The following is a 19,161-nucleotide window of genomic DNA, read 5'->3' as shown; positions in this document are numbered from 1 at the left end:
TTTCCTCCTTGTTTTATGTACTTTTTAAGTTTCACTTAACATTTTACTACAAACTACTATATTTTATCAAAATTACTAGTTTTATTCCATAAAAAAAATTTCAAAAACAGTGATGTTTTTGAAATTCAATAAGTCTATGGTAGAGCGTATAGGAATCGAACCCATAATATACCGTCCGTAGCGGTATGTTATATCCATTTAACTAACGCTCCATATATATCTTTAACACAATTATATTATCACACTAAAAGCTTTTGTGCAAATTTTTTAAAAGATATATTTCCCTAAAATTATTGAAAATTCATCATCTACCTTAAGTTTTGACATATCTCCCAAATCTCATACTCCTAAATCTGATTTAATTTAAAAGAAAGCTTTAATGTAAGTTTCCATACATCAAAGCTTTCTCTTTTATAAAAATTTACTAGTTTTATCGTTTTTATTTGAACCTTCTTTTCTTTTAACTAAATCATTTTTAATTGACTTCAATATAATTACAACATAAATTGCTGTTGCAATAAGAAGTGGCATTTGCATATTTACCTCTGGGAAAATTATGCTTATTGGTAATGATATTAAAAATGGCACAGTTGCTGCATATATAGCTAGACTATATAAAGCAGATGGCTTAACTAGCATTCCAAATAGCATTGATGCTATAAGTCCAATCACTGAAATAAATAAACTATCTATTACTAGGTTTATAAATTTTTCTAATACATTATAAACAAACTGGAATACAAAATAATATTTTTTCATACTTTGTATTTTTTCACCTACTGTTTTATTGTTTATTTCTTGTGAGTTGAATATTTGTGAACTTATTTGGCTATATGTTGCATTGGTTTCTACACCACCACCATTAACTAATACGCCATCTTTAAGAATAAGAACACTTGCTACATTTCCTGGATTACTATCTAAAATTCCATTTGCTTCACTTAATGTCTTATTATCATTAACGTAAATCATACTTCCATTTTGATCTATTTTAATCGGCTCTGCTTTCATATCTAAAGTATTATCTTTTACTGCGAATGCATATTTAGGATTATTAAGTTCTTGAACCCCTTTGTTTATATATCCGTTAGATAAAACACAATTATATATTCCTATTATTCCACCAAATATAAGACTTATTAAAAATCCATATTTAATAGCTTTTCCTACTCCTTGATCTATATATCTAGGAAATTTATCTAATCTATGTAAGCAATTTTTAAATTTTACAAAAAAACTATCCCTCATCTTGTTACCTCCCTTAATATTAAAAATCTATAATTTTATTTTAACCATCAAGAAATATCTTATCACACTTAATTAAAATATTAAATCCGAATGTTTATTTTTTACATTTTTTGTTAAAGATTAAGATAGAGGTGATTTTTTTGAAAGAAATTAATGAAAACATAAAACATCCTGAGGATAAAGCTCCTCAGAAAAAAGAAATTTTAAACTTAAAATTCCTAATTATTTCATTGTCTGCAGTTTTAATTATTGGAATTTTCGTTAGCTTTACGGCATTATCATATAAGTCTTTAGTTACTGATTTTAAATCTTATTTTGAAAGTGCTCACTATAGCACCGCAAACAACTTAGTGTTAACTAAAGGAAATATGAATGTTTTAAAATCCATAAAGCTTGATGATGATTTATCTCTTTATTTTAAAGAGAAACTTGATGGTATAACTAAAAAACTTAGTTCTGGGGAAATATCAAGTGATGATGCTTTAGTTATTATCAATGAAATCAACAGATATATGCTTTTAGATTCTGAAATTGATGACACAATTAGCGTTTTATCTAAAAATGTTTCAGAAACAAACAGTGAAGTAACGCGTGGTATCTCAGAATTCCAAAAAGGGAATTTTAAAGAAGCCTTAGTTATCTTTAACTCTATTCCATCAAATCATGAAGGTTATAGCACAGCTATGGCTTATACGTCTAAATGTAAAACTGAATACACAAAAACTCTAATGACTGAAGTTGATAAATTAGTAGCTGATAAATTCTATACAAAAGCTATCGATTTATTAGAAGCTAACCTTAACCTTTTAGACAACGATAAAGCAATCTTATCTAAAATAAACACTTTAAGAGTTGAGCGTGATGAATATATTAAACTTCGTGATGGAGTTAGATAATTTTTACACTACTATCCTTGTATCATAGTATAATTATGATACAAGGATTTTTTTAGGAGGATTTTTAAATGAAAATTGAAATACCGAGTAATGTTCAATTTATAATAGATACTTTTTATAATAATGGCTTTGAAGCTTTTATAGTTGGTGGATGTATTCGTGATTCACTATTAGGTTTAATACCTAAAGATTATGATATAGCCACTTCAGCACTACCTGAAGAAACTATACAACTTTTTGAGAAAACTATCCCAACTGGGCTTCAACATGGTACTGTTACGGTAGTCCTTGAAAATGAAGGCTTCGAAGTAACTACCTATAGAACTGAATCAACATATCTTAATAACCGCTGTCCTGAATCAGTTAATTTTGTAAAGAATATTAAAGAAGATTTATCAAGACGTGATTTCACTATTAACTCTTTTGCATACAATCATAAAGAAGGCTTACTAGACTTTTTTAACGGTCAAGAAGATTTAAAAAATAAAATAATTCGTTCTGTTGGGGATAGTAATACTCGTTTTAACGAGGATGCTCTTAGAATGCTACGTGCAATTAGATTTTCATCCCAATTAAACTTCTCTATTGAAGAAAATACATTTGATAGTATAACGAAGAATAGTGCTCTTATTTCTAATATTAGCTATGAAAGAATTAGAGATGAACTTAGTAAAATGCTATCCTCTGATAATCCTAAATTCGGAATTGAACTTCTTTTAAATTCTGGCTTACTTTTAACCATAATTCCAGAATTTAAAGATTGTATAGACTTTAATCACAATCTTTCTATATTGGACAATACTCCAAATATTTTCCCTGTCCGATTAGCTGCTTTACTTTATAATATAGGAATTCCTAATTGTTTCTCCATTGATAATAGGATTGAGCATTTTTATATGTATCACAAAAAAAATATTTCCTTATGTGAAAAAATATTAACTCGTCTTAGATTTGATAATAAAACCATAAAAGATACTTTAATCTTAATTAAAGAATATATCAGTATTTTAGAAACCCCATCCTCTTATGAGGTTAAACAACTTATTAATAGAGTTGGTGTAGATAATATAATGAATTTATTTTACTTACAAGAATCTTATATACATTCTTTGGTTGACTTTAATCTAAACATTCATAAAATAAACAAAACTAAAGAATTAGCCTTATATATCTTAAATTCTAATGAGCCTTTATCTGTCAAAGATCTTGATTTAACAGGTAACGATTTAATCTACGAGCTTAAAATTAAGCCCGGTAAAGAAATAGGTATTCTCCTAAGTCAACTATTAGATATTGTATTAAAACAACCTGAGTTGAATAAAAAGGAACTCTTACTTAATTTAATTCCTCGTCTATAATATGCAAATAATATTCTTTATACAAAAAGCGATTCTAATACGAATCGCTTTTTAATACTAGTCAAAATTATTTTATATCCATAAATTAGATATAATCATAAAAATTTTATCATACTATACTTCTATATAATACTTTATATTATTCTAAGTACCTATACTTTTTCTATTCTCACACTCTTGAAAAATTTAATAAGGATTAGCCCCATAGCCATTATTAACAGTTACAGTTCCAATTGATCGATCGCTAGAATTTACAATTTCTATACTTGGACTACAGTTATATCCTGGAATAGAAACATCGTTGCCACAGAATATATTCCATTCAAGCATTCTTCTCGTTTCTAATCCAGAATTTGGAATAAATTGTCCATTTCTCTTAACCTTATCCCATTCTCTAAAATAATATTTAAGTTCGTCCCCTCTTACACCAGCTAAATATTTCTTTAATAATGTCGAAGATTCAAAACTCCCTACACCTTCATTATATGCAAAGTCTGTAAATGCATCTACTTCTCTTTGAAGAGGAGATGTAGCTCCGTTAGTTTTAATTATATTTAAAACTTCATTATAATAAGCAGAATTTACATGGTGTGTTAATAATGTTGTTGCATCTGCTTCACTTATAACGGAAGGTACTCCGTCAAGTTCATTTCCTGTCATTCCATAGCCATCTGTTAAAGTTCCACCAATATCAAAATATCTACTAGGTGCAAATCCTTCTTGCCCTTTCATAAAGTAAATTAAATTTGCACTTGCATGAACGCCGGCAACACCAGAAGTTGAACTTGAATTACTTAATAAAGGACATACTCTATATACAGGAATATAGCCTTTAGTCTCATCATAGCTAATTTCATACCATCCATTAACCATTGCTACTATACTAACATTAGTACCATTGCTTACAGTTCCAAGATAAGTTGTGTTTTTCCATGATGGACCTGATTGAACTGCTGTTCCTATTGTTGAATATTCAATAGTCCCTTGACTAGGAATTTCAGAGATTAATTTAACTACTGAACTTGGTACCCATCTTGTTTCAGTGGCTTCTCCTGAGCCTCCATCATAATTAAATTCATACCAACCATTTTTCATTCCTATTATCTGAATAGTTATTCCACTATTTAAGTTTTCCTTCTCATTAAGCCCATTCCATGAAGCTTGAGTACTTAAATCAGTAAATTGTTTTATACATCCTAGTTGTTGAATATTTACTCTATATACTGGGATATATCCTGGCTTTCCATTAAAATTAATTTTATACCAGCCATTAACTACACCCAGAATATTAACGTAGTCTCCATTATTTAACATACCAAGATACGTTGCATTACTCCACGAAGCTTCTGATTGAACTGATGTCCCTGTTGCTAAATATTCAATAATCCCTTGACTTGGAATTCCTCCTGTTAACTCAACTATTGAACTTGGCACCCATCTTGTTTCTATAGATTCTCCTGATCCTCCATCATAATTAAATTCATACCATCCATTTTGCATTCCTATTATCTGAATAGTTGTTCCACTATTTAAATTTTCTTTCTCATTAAGCCCATTCCATGAAGGTTGAGTACTTAAATCAGTAAATTGTTTTATACATCCTAGTTGTTGAATATTTACTCTATATACCGGGATATATCCTAGCTTTCCATTAAAATTAATTTTATACCAGCCATTAACTACACCTAGAATATTAACATAATCTCCATTGTTTAACATACCAAGATACGTTGCATCACTCCATGAAGCTCCTGATTGAACCGATGTCCCTGTTGCTAAATATTCAATAATCCCTTGACTTGGAATTCCTCCTGTTAACTCAACTATTGAACTTGGCACCCATCTTGTTTCACTAGCTTCTCCTGACCCTCCATCATAATTAAATTCATACCATCCATTTTGCATTCCTATTATCTGAATAGTTGTTCCACTATTTAAATTTTCTTTCTCATTAAGTCCATTCCATGAAGGTTGAGTACTTAAATCAGTGAATTGTTTTATACATCCTAGTTGTTGAATATTTACTCTGTATACTGGGATATATCCCGGCTTTCCATTAAAATTAATTTTATACCATCCGTTAACTACATCTAAAATACTAACATAGTCTCCATTTTTTAACATACCAAGATATGTTGTATTATCCCATGATGCCCCAGATTGAACTGCTGTTCCTGTTGTCGAGTTTTCAATAATCCCTTGACTTGGAGTCTCTCCCATTATCTCAACGATTGTACTTGGCACCCATCTTGTTTCAGTAGATTCTCCTGACCCTCCATCATAATTAAATTCACACCATCCATTTTGCATTACTATTATCTGAATAGTTGTTCCACTATTTAAGTTTTCCTTCTCATTAAGTCCATTCCATGAAGGTTGAGTACTTAAATCAGTAAATTTTTTATACATCCTAATTTTATCATAATAAAATCTCCTCCTAATTGTTATTAAAATTTTATAAGTTTCTTGAAAATACTGCAGTAATTTCTTTTCACTATATTAAGAGTAAATAAATTCTATATTTTTTACCTTTAATGATTTTATTAACTGTTTATTTACATTTTTAAAAATTAGAAATAAAAAAAGATGACCTCTGTCTAATACAGAAATCACCTTTTAAATTATTCTTGATTTAAATTATAGTCTAATTTAAAAATATTATCTTTTTTTCTTTTTTATAGCATAAATAATGCATGCTAATCCCACAATACTTGATATTCCCATACCTAAAACCAAACCTTTAGGTACAAATTTTAATTCTAGGTTATAACTACCTTTAGGTAGCTTAATTCCAATCATAGCTCCTAATACTTTTTCATATTTATATGATTTCCCATTCACATACAATTTCCATCCACTATCATATGGAATTGTTGTATAAAGAACTCCATTATCCGTCTTCACATCGATATTAGCTGTAATTGTTCGATTTGTAAATTTTGTTATATTTAACTGTTCCGCTTTTATTTTTTGGTAGTCTTTTTCATAATTGTTTAAATTTATATAATTTAAGGCATTTTTCCCTAATGTGAAATTTTCTCTTTCAGCATTTATTTTAATTTTAACTTCTTGCCCTTTTTTAAACTGACCTAAATTTAAAGTTTTATAATTATATATTGAATACCCTCCAACACGCTTTCCGTTAGCTGTTATTGTTGATGCATCTTGTGAAAAATAATATATAGGTGCATCTATTGGTGCTATAAAACTTATTTCACAGTATGCCCCTTTGTTTCCATCTATTTTTTTATATACTGTATTTTGACTATTAGTTGATATTTCTTTTAAGTTTTCAAGCTTTACAGAATAATCATTTATTGGATAATAACACTTTTCAAAATTATTTCCAATCATTGCATTTAAAACTCTATCTTGTGTTTCAAAAGGATTATCATTTGCTTTAAATTCTAAATTTAAAATATCTTTATTTACCATAAATCCAGCATTTAGATAATATTTATTCTCGTATATATTTAAGTTATTCTTACTATAAATATATTGATATCCTGGAATATTTGTTTTTTCTTTTGATATTAAATATTTTAAATTTAATAATGAGTTTGCTGTTATTGTTGATCCATCTCCATAAAACATCCAATATCCATTATTTATAAATCCAAATCCATTAATAAAATTTCTTAAAGAATCCTTATACATAGAACTAAACTCACTTATTCCTCTGTAATTTAAAAGCATTGTATCATTAATCGTAAATGAAAAATTCTTATCTAATCTATAAAATGATGGGTCTTCTTTTTGTATATAGTTCGTTACCCCACCTACAGTTTGTTGATAATATCTAACGACTTTTCTTGGCGCATATGGAAGATTAGAAAATGTCAAAAATCCATTTATTCCAAGTTCTACAAAAAATATTATAGCCATAATAGCCACTACAATTTTTTCCTTCTTTCCATATGAAATTAATAAAATGCAGATAGTATATATTGCTATAAAACTCATATTTATTTTCATTGCATGATTTGCAAATAAACTCATATTTTTATTATAAAATGACAATAACATAGCACTAATAACTACAAATATTATAATTATCTTAGGCCTACTTATTTCCTTTATATTTTTATACCCTATATATCCTATATATATTGCAAAAAATCCGAATAAAAACGTGTATCTAAAATTAAATCCTGTTGGTGCATTAAAACCTTGCCATATATAATCCAACTTATTTATATAAAAACTCACTATAAATACTGCAAACATAACTATAGTTGCAATCTTTTTATGAATTTTAACATTTTTAGACAAAAAGTATATTCCTATAAAAAATAAAGTTAATACCCCCACATAAATACTTGGAAGTCCTCCTAATATATTTTTATCCTGTATATTATTTATAAATAACTTACTAACAAGAGTTCCTAATTTAAAATTCACTCCAAGGGGAGTTGTAAAAAATGCAAACTTTGATTTTCCTCCTTGAAGTTGAAAAATTGTTGGTAAAATTATAAATAAACTTAATAATCCTGAAATTATCGAACATACAATAAACTTTATACTAGTTTTTACAAAAAACTTTTTCTTCAACTTCTCTGAATACATTTTTATAAACATTCTGTATAAATAATATAATACTGAAAAAATACAAACCATAAACCCAGTATAAAACTCTGTTATTATCGCTAAAGCAAGAGTTATAACATAAAACTTCTTGCTTTCTCCTTCTATTATCTTTTCTATACCTACTATAACCAATGGGACCAAATATACTGCATCAAGCCACATTATATTGCTTTGATAAATTATATTAAATCCCATAAGTGCATATGCTGTAGTAAAAATTAATGAAGATTTTTTTATCTTTTTAAATTTATAATTTAAAAAATACATAAATGTAAATCCACATGTTCCTATTTTTAGTACAGTTATAACTAGAATTACATCCATTAAATTTTTAAGTGGTGCAAATAAAATTAATAAATTAAATGGACTCATAAGATAATAAGAAATTATCCCTATCATATTACCGCCAAGACCTTTATCAAATGAATACAATAAACTTCCATTTCCTAAAATTCCATTTCTTAACTGACTAAAATAACTTACATATTGACCTTTTAAATCTCTGTACAAAATACTTTTATCACCAAATGGAAATATCCCTGTAAAATAATATCCACATAATAAAATTATTATCGGAATTAAAAATGCCAGACTATACGTAACTACTTTATTCCTTTTTTCTTTAATCATTAATCATTCTCTCTTTCCTTGAATTTCCTCATTTGTAACTTAAATAGTATATCATACTATTTATTTGATTGAAACATATGAATTGAATTACTTAATCCAATTTTTGGAATACTATGAGCAAAATTTATTTGGAATTTTTTATTGTGTAAGTGTATAAATAAAAAAATCTCTAGCAAAATAGAAGTTTGCTAGAGATTTTTATTTTTATTTGCTAGAGATTTTTATTTTTATAAGTTGTCGCCCACACCGGATATGGTACAAGCTTTACCTTTGTGGATTCAGGTATGTTGTAAAATAACTTAAACCTCTGTAGCCAAAATGATTTTGGATTTGCTACCCATACATAATTACAATTTGCATCATATGGTAATTCAGGAATAACAATTTCAGTTGCATTATGTTGTAATCCCTGTTCAATACTACTAGCTCTTTCACTACTAACCATTCCTATATATCCATATACTGACCATAGATATATGAAACATCCTATTATTGCAACAATAGTTACTTTTCCTAATGCACTTCCAGCCTCGAAGCTAATATCAATTTCATCAATATAACATCCGATTATAAGCATGTATATAACATACATTGGGAAGAAGCATCTTGGACCTATTGGTGTAACGAAGAATAATGGCCCTGTTAATACACCTAAACTTAATACTAAGAATAAAGTTTTAGCCTTCTTGCCCTTTTCTTCGATAAATATTGCCGTTCCAACTATCAATGTAATATAAAATACTATTGCACAGCCTGCTTCAAAAGGCGCTGTATTTTTTAAAAGTATTTGCCAGTTTGGATTTAAAGCCTGTATTACAGTAAACATTGTATATAAAACTAATATAAATCCTATAACATTGCTTGCTACTATAAATCTATTATGTCTTTTTCTATATTTGTACATTATCACAATTAATAATATTGTTAGTAATGTATTTATCAATACATTATTGAATGATAATTGCTGATAAATAGCTCCTGTTACTGCGTTATAAATTGTAGTCCCTATATTTGTTGATTTTGCCATTGTTCTATAGGCCTCTGGACTATCGGTTGTTGCTATTATTCTATATGCTCCATTTGAGAACATAATTATAGCCCCCAATAATGCACCTAAGAAATAAGATACATGTACTGCATATACTTTTTTGAATTTTATAAAAGTATATATTATAACTGCTATTGCTAATACAACACTATATATAGTTACATGCTCCATAAATAATGATGCACATATTCCCAATATAAAAATTGGAATTATAAGAATTTTTGAATATGTTAATTTTTCACTTTTAAAAATATTATTTACCACTACAAGATATACTAATATTAAAAATATTGGTGGCACATAATTTGAAAAACCAGCTGTCCATACAACACTTTGCATCATCATCGCTCTTGGTAGTGCTAGTATTAATAATGCTCCTACATAGTATATTAAATTGTTCTTTTTATGTGTATTTGTATATTTATCTGTTAAATACACTAATCCAAATAAAACACCTGTTATTACTACTGTTTTTAATATTAATGACCTTGTTAAAGCTAATACTAGAAGATTTCCTAAATATCTTCCATTGTAGTCTGCAAACCATATGTGCAGTCTATCAAGTCCCATTGAACTTCCCCACGCCCAATCATCTCCTGAATACGGAAATATATAAATTAAAGCAAATAATAAACCAAAAAATCCTATACTAAATAAAAGTTTTCTTTTCTTTAAATTATCCATTTATTTAAACCTTTCTCTATTTTTTTATTATTATAAACTTAATCTTCTTTTTCTGTTTCTTTTACTATATAAATTGGTCTTTTCTTTGTTTCTAAATATGTTTTAGCAAGATATTGACCTAGTATTCCTATACAGAATAATTGAATTCCTGATAAGAATAAAACTAAACATACTATCGTTGGCCAACCTGTTCCTATATCTCCTATTACACATGCTTTTACTGCTATGTATATTGCATATATTACTGCAAGAATACATAATAATATTCCAAGTAATGATGATATTAATAATGGTTTTGTCGAATATGCTAAAAATCCTTCCATAGAATATCTTAAAAGACTCCAGAAAGACCATGTAGTTGTTCCTACTTTTCTTTCTTCATTATCTATAGCTATCCATTTTGTATCAAATCCAACCCACTCAAAGATTCCTTTTGAAAATCTATTGTATTCTGTTATGTCTAATATTGCATTGACCATTTTTCTTTTCATAAGTCTATAGTCAGTTGCCCCTTCAGATATTGTTGTATCTGATATCTTATTTATTAATTTATAGAAATTTCTTGAGAAGAATGATCTTATTTTAGGCTCACCATCTCTATTTCTTCTTTTTGTTGCAACACAGTCACAACCTTCATTTTGTATTCTTTCATACATTTCTTTTATTAGTCTTGGTGGATGTTGAAGGTCAACATCAATTATTACAGCATAATCTCCTATGCTATTTTGAAGTCCTGCATACATTGCAGCTTCTTTTCCAAAGTTTCTTGAAAATGAAACATATCTTACTCTATTGTCTAGTTCACTTAATCTTCTCATCTCTAGGATACTTTTATCCTTTGAACCATCATTTATAAAGATAAATTCAAAATCAACATAACTCATATCTTCTGCTAATTTAATTATCTCCTCATAAAATAAAGGAATTGATTCTTCTTCATTATAACAAGGAACTATTACTGATATTTTTTCCTTAGCTTCTTTCAACTTTTTCAGCCTCCTTAAATACATATAGTTTACTTATTACATAATTTAAGATAACAATTAGAACTCCTATTACTACCTTACTTATCATGTCTTCTAAATGCATATAATCAACCATTATCCAAAGCAATACTATGTCTAATCCACCTGTAAAAGCTCTTGATGAAAAAAATTGAATACATTCTTTTACTATTGTACCTAAATGCAATTTTCTACTATTAAAAACAAATATTTTATTAGTAATAAATGCAAATATTACTGATACAATCCATGCAACTACATTACTTAAAACAAATTCCATATTTAGATATCTTGTCATAATATAGTACACACCAAGATTTATAACAGTTGTTGCTCCACCAAATATTATATAAAGTATCTGCTCTTTATATTTTTTTATCTCGTTAATCATGTTCTCCTCCTTGAAATAGAGTTATATACAAATGTAAATTGCAATTTTAGTTAAAATCACAATTTACATTATAACATTTATATAATTATTTTCAATTTTATATAATAATTTCATTTTCATTAAAGAAAAGAAATAACACTTTTTCCCTAACTCTCTTTTCAGTTATCTTTTCTAAGGCTTCTTTATAATACTCTAATTGAATATTATATTTATCAAACATTTCTTTTTCAGCATCATCTTGAATAAAATCTGTTTTGTAATCTACTAATATTATTTCCCCATCTTCTTCAAAAAATAAATCAATTACACCTTGTAATCTTACCTTTTCATCATAATCCTTACCATGTAATTCTTCTTTTATACAATCAACATCTATTTCTGTGAAAAATGGGAATTCACGTCTAAATAAATTTCCACCTCTGTATGCCTTCATTGCTCTCTTTCCAATATTACTATTAAAAAATGATTTTATTTTAAAAGGATTTACTACTTCAAACTCTTCTTTTGTTATAAGCTCCCCTTCAAGCATTTCTTTCAATTGTACTTTTATTTCTTCAATTGTATTTATTCTTTCATAATCAATCTTTTGCATAACAAAGTGAATTGCTGTACCTCTTTCTGCTCCTGATAGCCCTTTCTCTTCTTGAAGAAATCTTGGCTTTATAATTAGCTCTTCTTTAAATAAACTATTTCCTTTATAATCTTCCTCTAATTCTTCATAATTTTTCTTTTTTAAATCTGAAACAGAGAAATTACTTTTCATAGTTGTTAATTGGTCATATTCATATTTAAATCCAAGTCTTCTTTCAATTTCTTTATCCACAACAATATTATCAGAATTTATAAACAGTTTCTTTTCTTCTTTTTTATCCACATCCTCATTTTTCTTATCCACAATAAAGTCATTTTTACTCCAAACTTTCACATCCCATGTGGATAATTCTTCATCTATTACACCATTATCCCCATTTCCAAGTTCAATTATCTCTTTTCCATCTTCATGTTGGCAAAGTGCCATACAGATCCAGTCTATATATGATTTTCCTTTTGCAACTTCTGATGCTAAAATAATTCCACTTTCCATAGCTGCTGCATTACTCCATTCTTTTGCCTTCTTGTTTATATCATTCACACTTCCTATTACAATTAGCTTTTCTTTTGCTCTTGTAAATGCAACATAAAGAATTCTCATCTCTTCTGATAAAGTTTCTAATTTAAACTTCTTCTTTATAGCTTCCTTTGGAAGAGTTGAATATTTTAATCTTTTTTCTAAATCTACATAACTTGGTCCATAGCCTAAAACATCATGATATAGCATAGTCTTATTCATATCCATTAAATTAAAGTTTTTACCTGCTCCCGCTAAAAATACAACCGGAAACTCAAGCCCCTTACTTTTATGAATACTCATTATTCTAACTACATCTTCATTTTCTCCAAGGATTTTAGCACTCTCCATATCCCCAGAAGATTTTCTAAGCTTATTTATAAAGTTTATAAAATTAAATAATCCTTTAAAGCTAGTTTCTTCATATATCTTTGCTCTTTGGAAAAGAATTTTTAAATTTGCCTGTCTAAGTGTTCCATTTGGCATAGCTCCAACGTAACCATAGTAGGCTGTATCCATATAAAGATACCAAATAAACTCATCAATAGGAGTGTAGATAACCTTCTCTCTCCACATATTCAATCTTTGAATAAATAATTTGCATCTTTCTTTTAATTCTTCAGATGCCTCTTTTTCGTCATTTGCTATATTTAAAATATTTTCATAAAAATACTTTTCTTTATCTACAATTCTTATGTCAGTTAAATCTTCTGCTTTAAACCCAAATATAGGCGACCTTAAAACAGCTATAACAGGAACATCTTGCATAGGATTATCAATAATTTTTAATAAAGACATTATTGTTCTAACTTCTATTGATTCAAAATATCCTGAACCTGTATCTGCATAAGCTGGAATCCCTTCAGCTCCAAATTCATCAATAAATGTATCTGACCAATTTTTAGTGGCTCTTAAAAGAATTACTATATCCTTATACTTAACCTTTCTGTATCCACCTTTTCCTTCATTTAAATCTTTATCCCATACTCTAAACTTAGAATCTTCAGATACTAGTTCCTTAATTCTTTTAGATGCAATTCTAGCCTCTAAGTTTATAGACTCTATATCTTCCTCTTCTTCACCATTTGCCTCTTCAATATCTTCTTTTTTAGATTTATCTAAAATATTCACTTCTACACAGCCACCAACTATCATATCTTCCTCTGGCTCTGCAAAGCTTGCACCTAAGTTTAAGCCTTCTTTTTCAGTATATTCAAGCTCTCCTACAGTTTCTGACATAAGCTTTTTAAAGATAAAGTTTACTCCTTCTATAACTTCTTCTCTACTTCTGAAGTTTTTATATAATTGAATAACTCTATCTTTTCCACCTTCTTTTTTAGAATAAGTATTATACTTTTCTAAAAACAACTCTGGTTTTGCTTGTCTGAATCTATATATACTTTGCTTTACATCTCCTACCATGAAAACATTTGGATTATCACTATTTTTTCTTGATACTAAATCAATTATAGCCTCTTGAACTCTGTTAGAATCCTGATACTCATCAACTAATACCTCATCAAAAAACTCCTTAAAGTTTAAGGCAACCTGTGTAGGCTCACCACCTTGCTCTAAAATCTTTAGACATAAATGCTCTAAATCATTAAAATCTAGCATATTCTTTTCTTTTTTTCTTTCACTAAATCTATCTGCAAACTCAATAGTAACTCTTGATAATTCCTTCATAAAAGGATAGCATTTTTTAACTATATCTAAAGAACCTTCTATATCACTAAAGGATGGATTTTTAATCATCCCATCAATTTTCTTCTTGCAATCTTTTCTTATCTTTTGAACAAATTCTTTAACCCCTGCATCAACACCACGAACAGCCTTTAACTTATCAAACTTAAAGCCTAAAAGATTTCTACTTATATTTTCTAAGCTTCCACTTAAAGACTCTCTTAAATTCACCAAATTATCTAAGTCTTGAAGAAAAATAGGTAAATAAGCTTCAAAGCCTTCCTCTTCTTCTAAAATCCTTATAGCTTTTCCATAAAGATTTATAAAACCTTCTGTTTCTGTCTGTATCTCTCTTTTTATAATATTAATCCATTCAGTTCCATCAAATCCATCTTTAAAGCTAAATTCCTCTGCCTTTTCGTAAAGCCACTTTCTTGGATTTGGTCCACTCATTGAAAATCTATATAATTCTTTTACAACATCTTTTAAAGCATCATCATTTTTACTGTTTGAAAATACTTCTACTAAATTTAAAAACTCTTCACTTCCTTCATCATATAAGTCTTCAAAAAGCTCCTCTATTATTTCATTTTTTAAAAGCGTTCCCTCTGTTTCATCAGAAATTCTAAATGAAGGGTCTAAGTCTATTGTATGAAAATTATTTTTTATAACATCTAAACAAAATGAATGCATTGTTGTTATATTTGCTCTACTTAAAAGAGTAAGTTGTTTTTGAAGATTTTTAGAATCTGGTCTTTCTTCTAATCTTTTAGTTATAGCACTTGCTATTCTTTCTCTCATTTCAGCTGCTGCTGCTTTAGTGAATGTAACTACAAGAAGTCTATCTACATCCACTGGATTTTCTTCATCAGTTACTATCCTTATTATTCTCTCAACTAAAACAGCTGTTTTTCCTGAACCTGCTGCAGCTGCCACAAGTAAATTTACTTTTCTTGTTTTTATTGCATCTAACTGCTCATTAGTCCATTTCTGCCCCATCTTCACACTCTCCCTTTACGCATTTTCTTATCTTATTCCAAATTTCATCACTACTTTTCTTAAATACAATTTTATAATTATTATCCTTTATACTTGTATCAAACTGGCATATAGATGAATAATCACAATAAGTGCAGTTATCCTTTTTATCATACTTTATAGGCTCTATTTTAATATCCCCACTAAGCATTTCTGTACAAAGTTCTGTCATTTTCACATTCACATATTCCCTTAAAAGGTCAAACTCTTCTTCTGTTGCAACTGAACTTTTGCTATCAAAATTTCCATCCTTCTTAAATCTTGCTGGAATAATAAGTGAATATGTGTCCATCTCATTATCCATAGCCTTTACTACCTTTGCATCCTTTAATAGTAATCCTTCCATTTTTAATGACTTTAATATCTCATCCTTAAGCTTTTCTTCATCTAAAATATCCTCACCTTTTAAAATTGGGTCATCTATCTTGAAATAAAGAATTGCCCCTGGCATAGCATTTCCATCTAAAATGTATTTAGAATTTCTAATTAAAGCATCTATATAAACTAATAACTGCATTTGAATTCCTGCAAAAAGCTCTGCTAAATCAAACTTCTTAGCACTAGACTTATAATCAACAACTCTTAGGTAGGTCATTCCATCAATATTTAAACTATCTATTCTATCTATTCTTCCTGTTAAATAAATATTTTCTCCTGTTGGTAAATCTAATTTAATTGGTGAACCCTTACCATTCTCTCCAAAAGAAAACTCATTACTAAATACCTCAAATTCACCACGTTTTATTTGCTCTGCAATAACTGAAATTGATTTTGTAATTACTCTTTTAAATCTACCTGTAAAATATTTATACCTATTACTACTATTTAAAATTGAATTTCTATCCTCTTGTAATTTAACATTAACTAATTCATCTACAATTTTTCTACATTTATCTCTATTTAACTCTGCCCATGAAATCTCTTCACGTCTCACTTTGTTCGTAAAATTATCTAATATCTCATGCATGAAACTACCTAAATCCGGTGCAGAAAACTCATATATTTTTCTATCTCTTGCCTTTAGTCCATACTTAACAAAATAAGAGAATGGACATCCTGCATACTGCTCTAATCTAGATACATTAAACCTAAGCTCACCAAATTTATTTTCATAAAGTGGAATAAGCTTCTCTCTTGAAACCTCGTTTTCTAAGTTTGTATAATTTATACCATCAAATATACTTCTAGCTTTATCATTGAATGCTTCTCTAGTTGTAAACCATTTATAGACTTCTGCCCAGTATTCCTCAATTTCTATATCGTCTGCTTGTTTTCTAAGTGCTAATACAAGTTCATTAAATGTAGATATTGGTGTTGTTATTTTTTTATACTCTTTATCTAGAGATTCAATTATTTCACTTTCTTCTTTCAATTTACTTAATACCCTCTTTAATCTTGGTACAATTATTGAAGCTCTTAATGACTTTCCTTCAAAATCTGCCATAGGGTAAGTAATCATCATTCTTTCACTTGCAATAGTAAGTGCTGTATAAACCATATATTGTTCTTCAAAAGCCCTTGCCTTTGTTGTTGATGCTAAATCTACATCAATTCCTTTAAGGGTATCTCTATCTCTATCTGAAATTATTCCCTCTTCTTTTGATGCTGATGGTAATACTCCATCATTTACCCCTACAATATATAGCGATTTAACTTCACGCCCTTTAACCCTTGCTATATCTCCAATATTAACTTGGTCTAATGCAACTGGTATTACACCAATTTCCTTGCTTTCAAATCCTGAATTAATAACCTTATAAAAATCCTTTATGGATATCTTATCTTCTCCCATTACTTCAACAGCCTGGTCTAGTATCTCCATAATAATCTCTGGAACTTGCTCATATTCTTTAACTTTTCCCTCAAGACCTAATTCCTCAAAGCTTTTAATCCATCCCTCTATCTTATTAAATATCTGTAACTCTACTAAGAATTCATAAATAGCTGTACAAATATCTATAACCTTTTTCTTTCCCTTTATTTTATTATGGAAAGTTATTAAAGGCTCTCTTACGTACTCCATAGCCTCTTTTATTTCAAGTTCTTCATTTGAGATTTCTTTAATTTCATCAAAAAATCCATCATTAACTTCTTCTGTAGTCCACTTATATCCCTTTATTCCATTTGCTAAAACATAATTTTCAAGCTTATCAACAAACTCTCTATCAATATTTATAAGCCCACTTTTTAAATATTTAAATACACTTTCATAAGACCAATTTGTAATTGAAATCTCCAAAGCTGACATTATAAGTATTACTGCTGGATTGCTTAAAACTTGTATCTTCTTATCTAAAAAATATGGAATATTATATTGCTCAAAAATAACAGATACAATCTTTTCATAATCATTTATATTTCTACATATAACAGCTATATCCTTATATCTTAAATTCTTATCTCTAACTAATGAAACAATATCCTTAGCTATAGTATCAATTTCATCATAAGTGTTGTTAGCTCTATACATTCTTATACCATTTAAATTTTCATTATAAATTTTAAATGGATATGTGAAAAAATGCCTTTCTAAATGTGCAAGTTCCTTTGAATCTCTAAATCTATACGGAACACCTTTATTTAAATCTACTGGTTCTAAATAGCCTATATTATTCTCTTCCATCATTTTTACAACTCTATTTTCAGTGCTTTTTATAGCATTAAAAATATCAGTTATATCCTCACCCTTATTACCTGTATTTTCACTACATAAGGTTATGTTTATCTCCTTAGCCTTCTTAGACAGTTCCCTTATTATCTCTAACTGTTGTGGCGTAAATGTAGTAAACTCATCAATCCAAATTTCTGCACCTTCGTATAAGTTACACTCTTTAAGCTTCTTAGCTAATATAGTTAACTCATCATCACCATCAATAACCTTTTTCTCAATTCTATTATTATATTCATCAAAAATATTAGCTAAATCAATTAACTTATCTTTTAAATCTTTTTCTTCAACCTTTTCTACACTATCTAACAATATTTCCTTGGAAATATTATATTTTTTAAACTCTGTTATAGTTTTAGATATAATATCAACAAAACCTTGCTTCTTAGATATACGATTAAAGTAAGATAGCTCTTCCCCCTTTTCCTGAAGCAATTTATAAATAAGCATATTCTTTCCTTCATCTTTAATAATCTTGTGAACTCTTCCACCACATTCATCAAAGACTCTGTTTCCCATTCTCTTAAAGCTTAAAACCTCTGCTCTAAGCAATGCCTTTTCTCCAGCTAAGCTTAGTAAATCCTTCTCACGTTGGAAGGTATACTGTTCTGGTACTATAACTATTAATTTATTATTTTCATTATTTTTTATCTTTTCTTTTATTTGATTAAGACAAAAAGTACTCTTTCCACTTCCTGCTCTTCCATAAACAAATCTAATTCCCATAAAAAAACTCCTTTTTTTATTACTTATCTTAATTATAACCCACTCTTAAATTTTTATCTTCATTACAAAAACTTTTTGTCTTCTACTTAAAT

At 28.3% G+C, this 19,161-nt stretch carries 10 protein-coding genes and 1 tRNA gene; 2 read left to right on the top strand and 9 right to left on the bottom strand.

From position 1 onward, the window contains the following. Positions 1-137: 137 nt before the first annotated feature. Positions 138-212: transfer RNA gene (locus tag ACRC28_RS11485), tRNA-Arg, on the bottom strand. 199 nt (positions 213-411) lie between these two features. Beyond that, the gene (locus tag ACRC28_RS11480) at positions 412-1,248 is read right to left on the bottom strand and encodes a DUF1189 domain-containing protein (protein ID WP_438543582.1); all 837 of its coding nucleotides are present in this window, start codon (positions 1,246-1,248) and stop codon (positions 412-414) included. Between the two features lie 140 nt (positions 1,249-1,388). Here ACRC28_RS11480 and ACRC28_RS11475 point away from each other — a divergent pair, with 140 nt between their 5' ends. Then, positions 1,389-2,144 (top strand): hypothetical protein, encoded by a 756-nt coding sequence (locus ACRC28_RS11475; RefSeq protein WP_438543581.1) that lies wholly within the window; start codon positions 1,389-1,391, stop codon positions 2,142-2,144. Positions 2,145-2,212: 68 nt separating this feature from the next. After that, positions 2,213-3,502, top strand: coding sequence for a CCA tRNA nucleotidyltransferase (locus ACRC28_RS11470; RefSeq protein ID WP_438543580.1), 1,290 nt, complete (start codon positions 2,213-2,215; stop codon positions 3,500-3,502). Between the two features lie 186 nt (positions 3,503-3,688). On the opposite strand, the gene ACRC28_RS11465 is transcribed toward ACRC28_RS11470, so the two are convergent. From ACRC28_RS11465 to addB, 7 genes are all read right to left on the bottom strand, one after another. Continuing rightward, complete coding sequence (locus tag ACRC28_RS11465; protein WP_438543579.1) at positions 3,689-5,911, bottom strand: SH3 domain-containing protein; 2,223 nt, start codon at positions 5,909-5,911, stop codon at positions 3,689-3,691. Between the two features lie 249 nt (positions 5,912-6,160). After that, positions 6,161-8,719: a YfhO family protein gene (locus ACRC28_RS11460; RefSeq protein ID WP_438543578.1), complete on the bottom strand. Its 2,559-nt coding sequence runs from the start codon at positions 8,717-8,719 to the stop codon at positions 6,161-6,163. A gap of 211 nt (positions 8,720-8,930) precedes the next feature. Continuing rightward, the gene (locus tag ACRC28_RS11455; protein WP_438543577.1) at positions 8,931-10,451 is read right to left on the bottom strand and encodes a DUF6056 family protein; all 1,521 of its coding nucleotides are present in this window, start codon (positions 10,449-10,451) and stop codon (positions 8,931-8,933) included. Positions 10,452-10,489: 38 nt separating this feature from the next. Continuing rightward, on the bottom strand, positions 10,490-11,437 hold the full coding sequence (locus ACRC28_RS11450) for a glycosyltransferase family 2 protein (protein ID WP_438543576.1): 948 nt from the start codon (positions 11,435-11,437) through the stop codon (positions 10,490-10,492). Continuing rightward, entirely contained in the window at positions 11,424-11,846 is a 423-nt protein-coding gene (locus ACRC28_RS11445; RefSeq protein ID WP_438543575.1) for a GtrA family protein, read from the bottom strand. The genes ACRC28_RS11450 and ACRC28_RS11445 overlap by 14 nt, the downstream gene beginning before the upstream one ends. Before the next feature lie 97 nt (positions 11,847-11,943). Continuing rightward, a complete protein-coding gene (gene addA, locus ACRC28_RS11440; protein WP_438543574.1) occupies positions 11,944-15,636 on the bottom strand; it encodes a helicase-exonuclease AddAB subunit AddA in 3,693 nt (1,230 codons plus the stop codon). Next, positions 15,617-19,069 carry a helicase-exonuclease AddAB subunit AddB gene (addB, locus tag ACRC28_RS11435; protein WP_438543573.1) on the bottom strand — a complete coding sequence of 1,151 codons (3,453 nt, stop codon included), beginning with the start codon at positions 19,067-19,069 and terminating at the stop codon, positions 15,617-15,619. Before addB ends, addA begins: the two co-directional genes overlap by 20 nt. Between the last annotated feature and the right edge of the window lie 92 nt (positions 19,070-19,161).

The organism is Clostridium sp. (assembly GCF_051650885.1).
Taxonomy (GTDB): Bacteria; Bacillota; Clostridia; order Clostridiales; family Clostridiaceae; genus Clostridium.
The sequence above is the reverse complement of the archived record's forward strand: the minus strand, read 5'-3'. Positions and strand labels throughout refer to the sequence as shown.

Coding starts and splice junctions, on each gene's coding strand:
- ACRC28_RS11470 (WP_438543580.1), top strand. CDS start 2,213: ATGAAAATTGAAATACCGAGTAATGTTCAATTTATAATAGATACTTTT.
- ACRC28_RS11480 (WP_438543582.1), bottom strand. CDS start 1,248: ATGAGGGATAGTTTTTTTGTAAAATTTAAAAATTGCTTACATAGATTA.
- addB (WP_438543573.1), bottom strand. CDS start 19,069: ATGGGAATTAGATTTGTTTATGGAAGAGCAGGAAGTGGAAAGAGTACT.
- ACRC28_RS11445 (WP_438543575.1), bottom strand. CDS start 11,846: ATGATTAACGAGATAAAAAAATATAAAGAGCAGATACTTTATATAATA.
- ACRC28_RS11460 (WP_438543578.1), bottom strand. CDS start 8,719: ATGATTAAAGAAAAAAGGAATAAAGTAGTTACGTATAGTCTGGCATTT.
- ACRC28_RS11465 (WP_438543579.1), bottom strand. CDS start 5,911: ATGTATAAAAAATTTACTGATTTAAGTACTCAACCTTCATGGAATGGA.
- addA (WP_438543574.1), bottom strand. CDS start 15,636: ATGGGGCAGAAATGGACTAATGAGCAGTTAGATGCAATAAAAACAAGA.
- ACRC28_RS11455 (WP_438543577.1), bottom strand. CDS start 10,451: ATGGATAATTTAAAGAAAAGAAAACTTTTATTTAGTATAGGATTTTTT.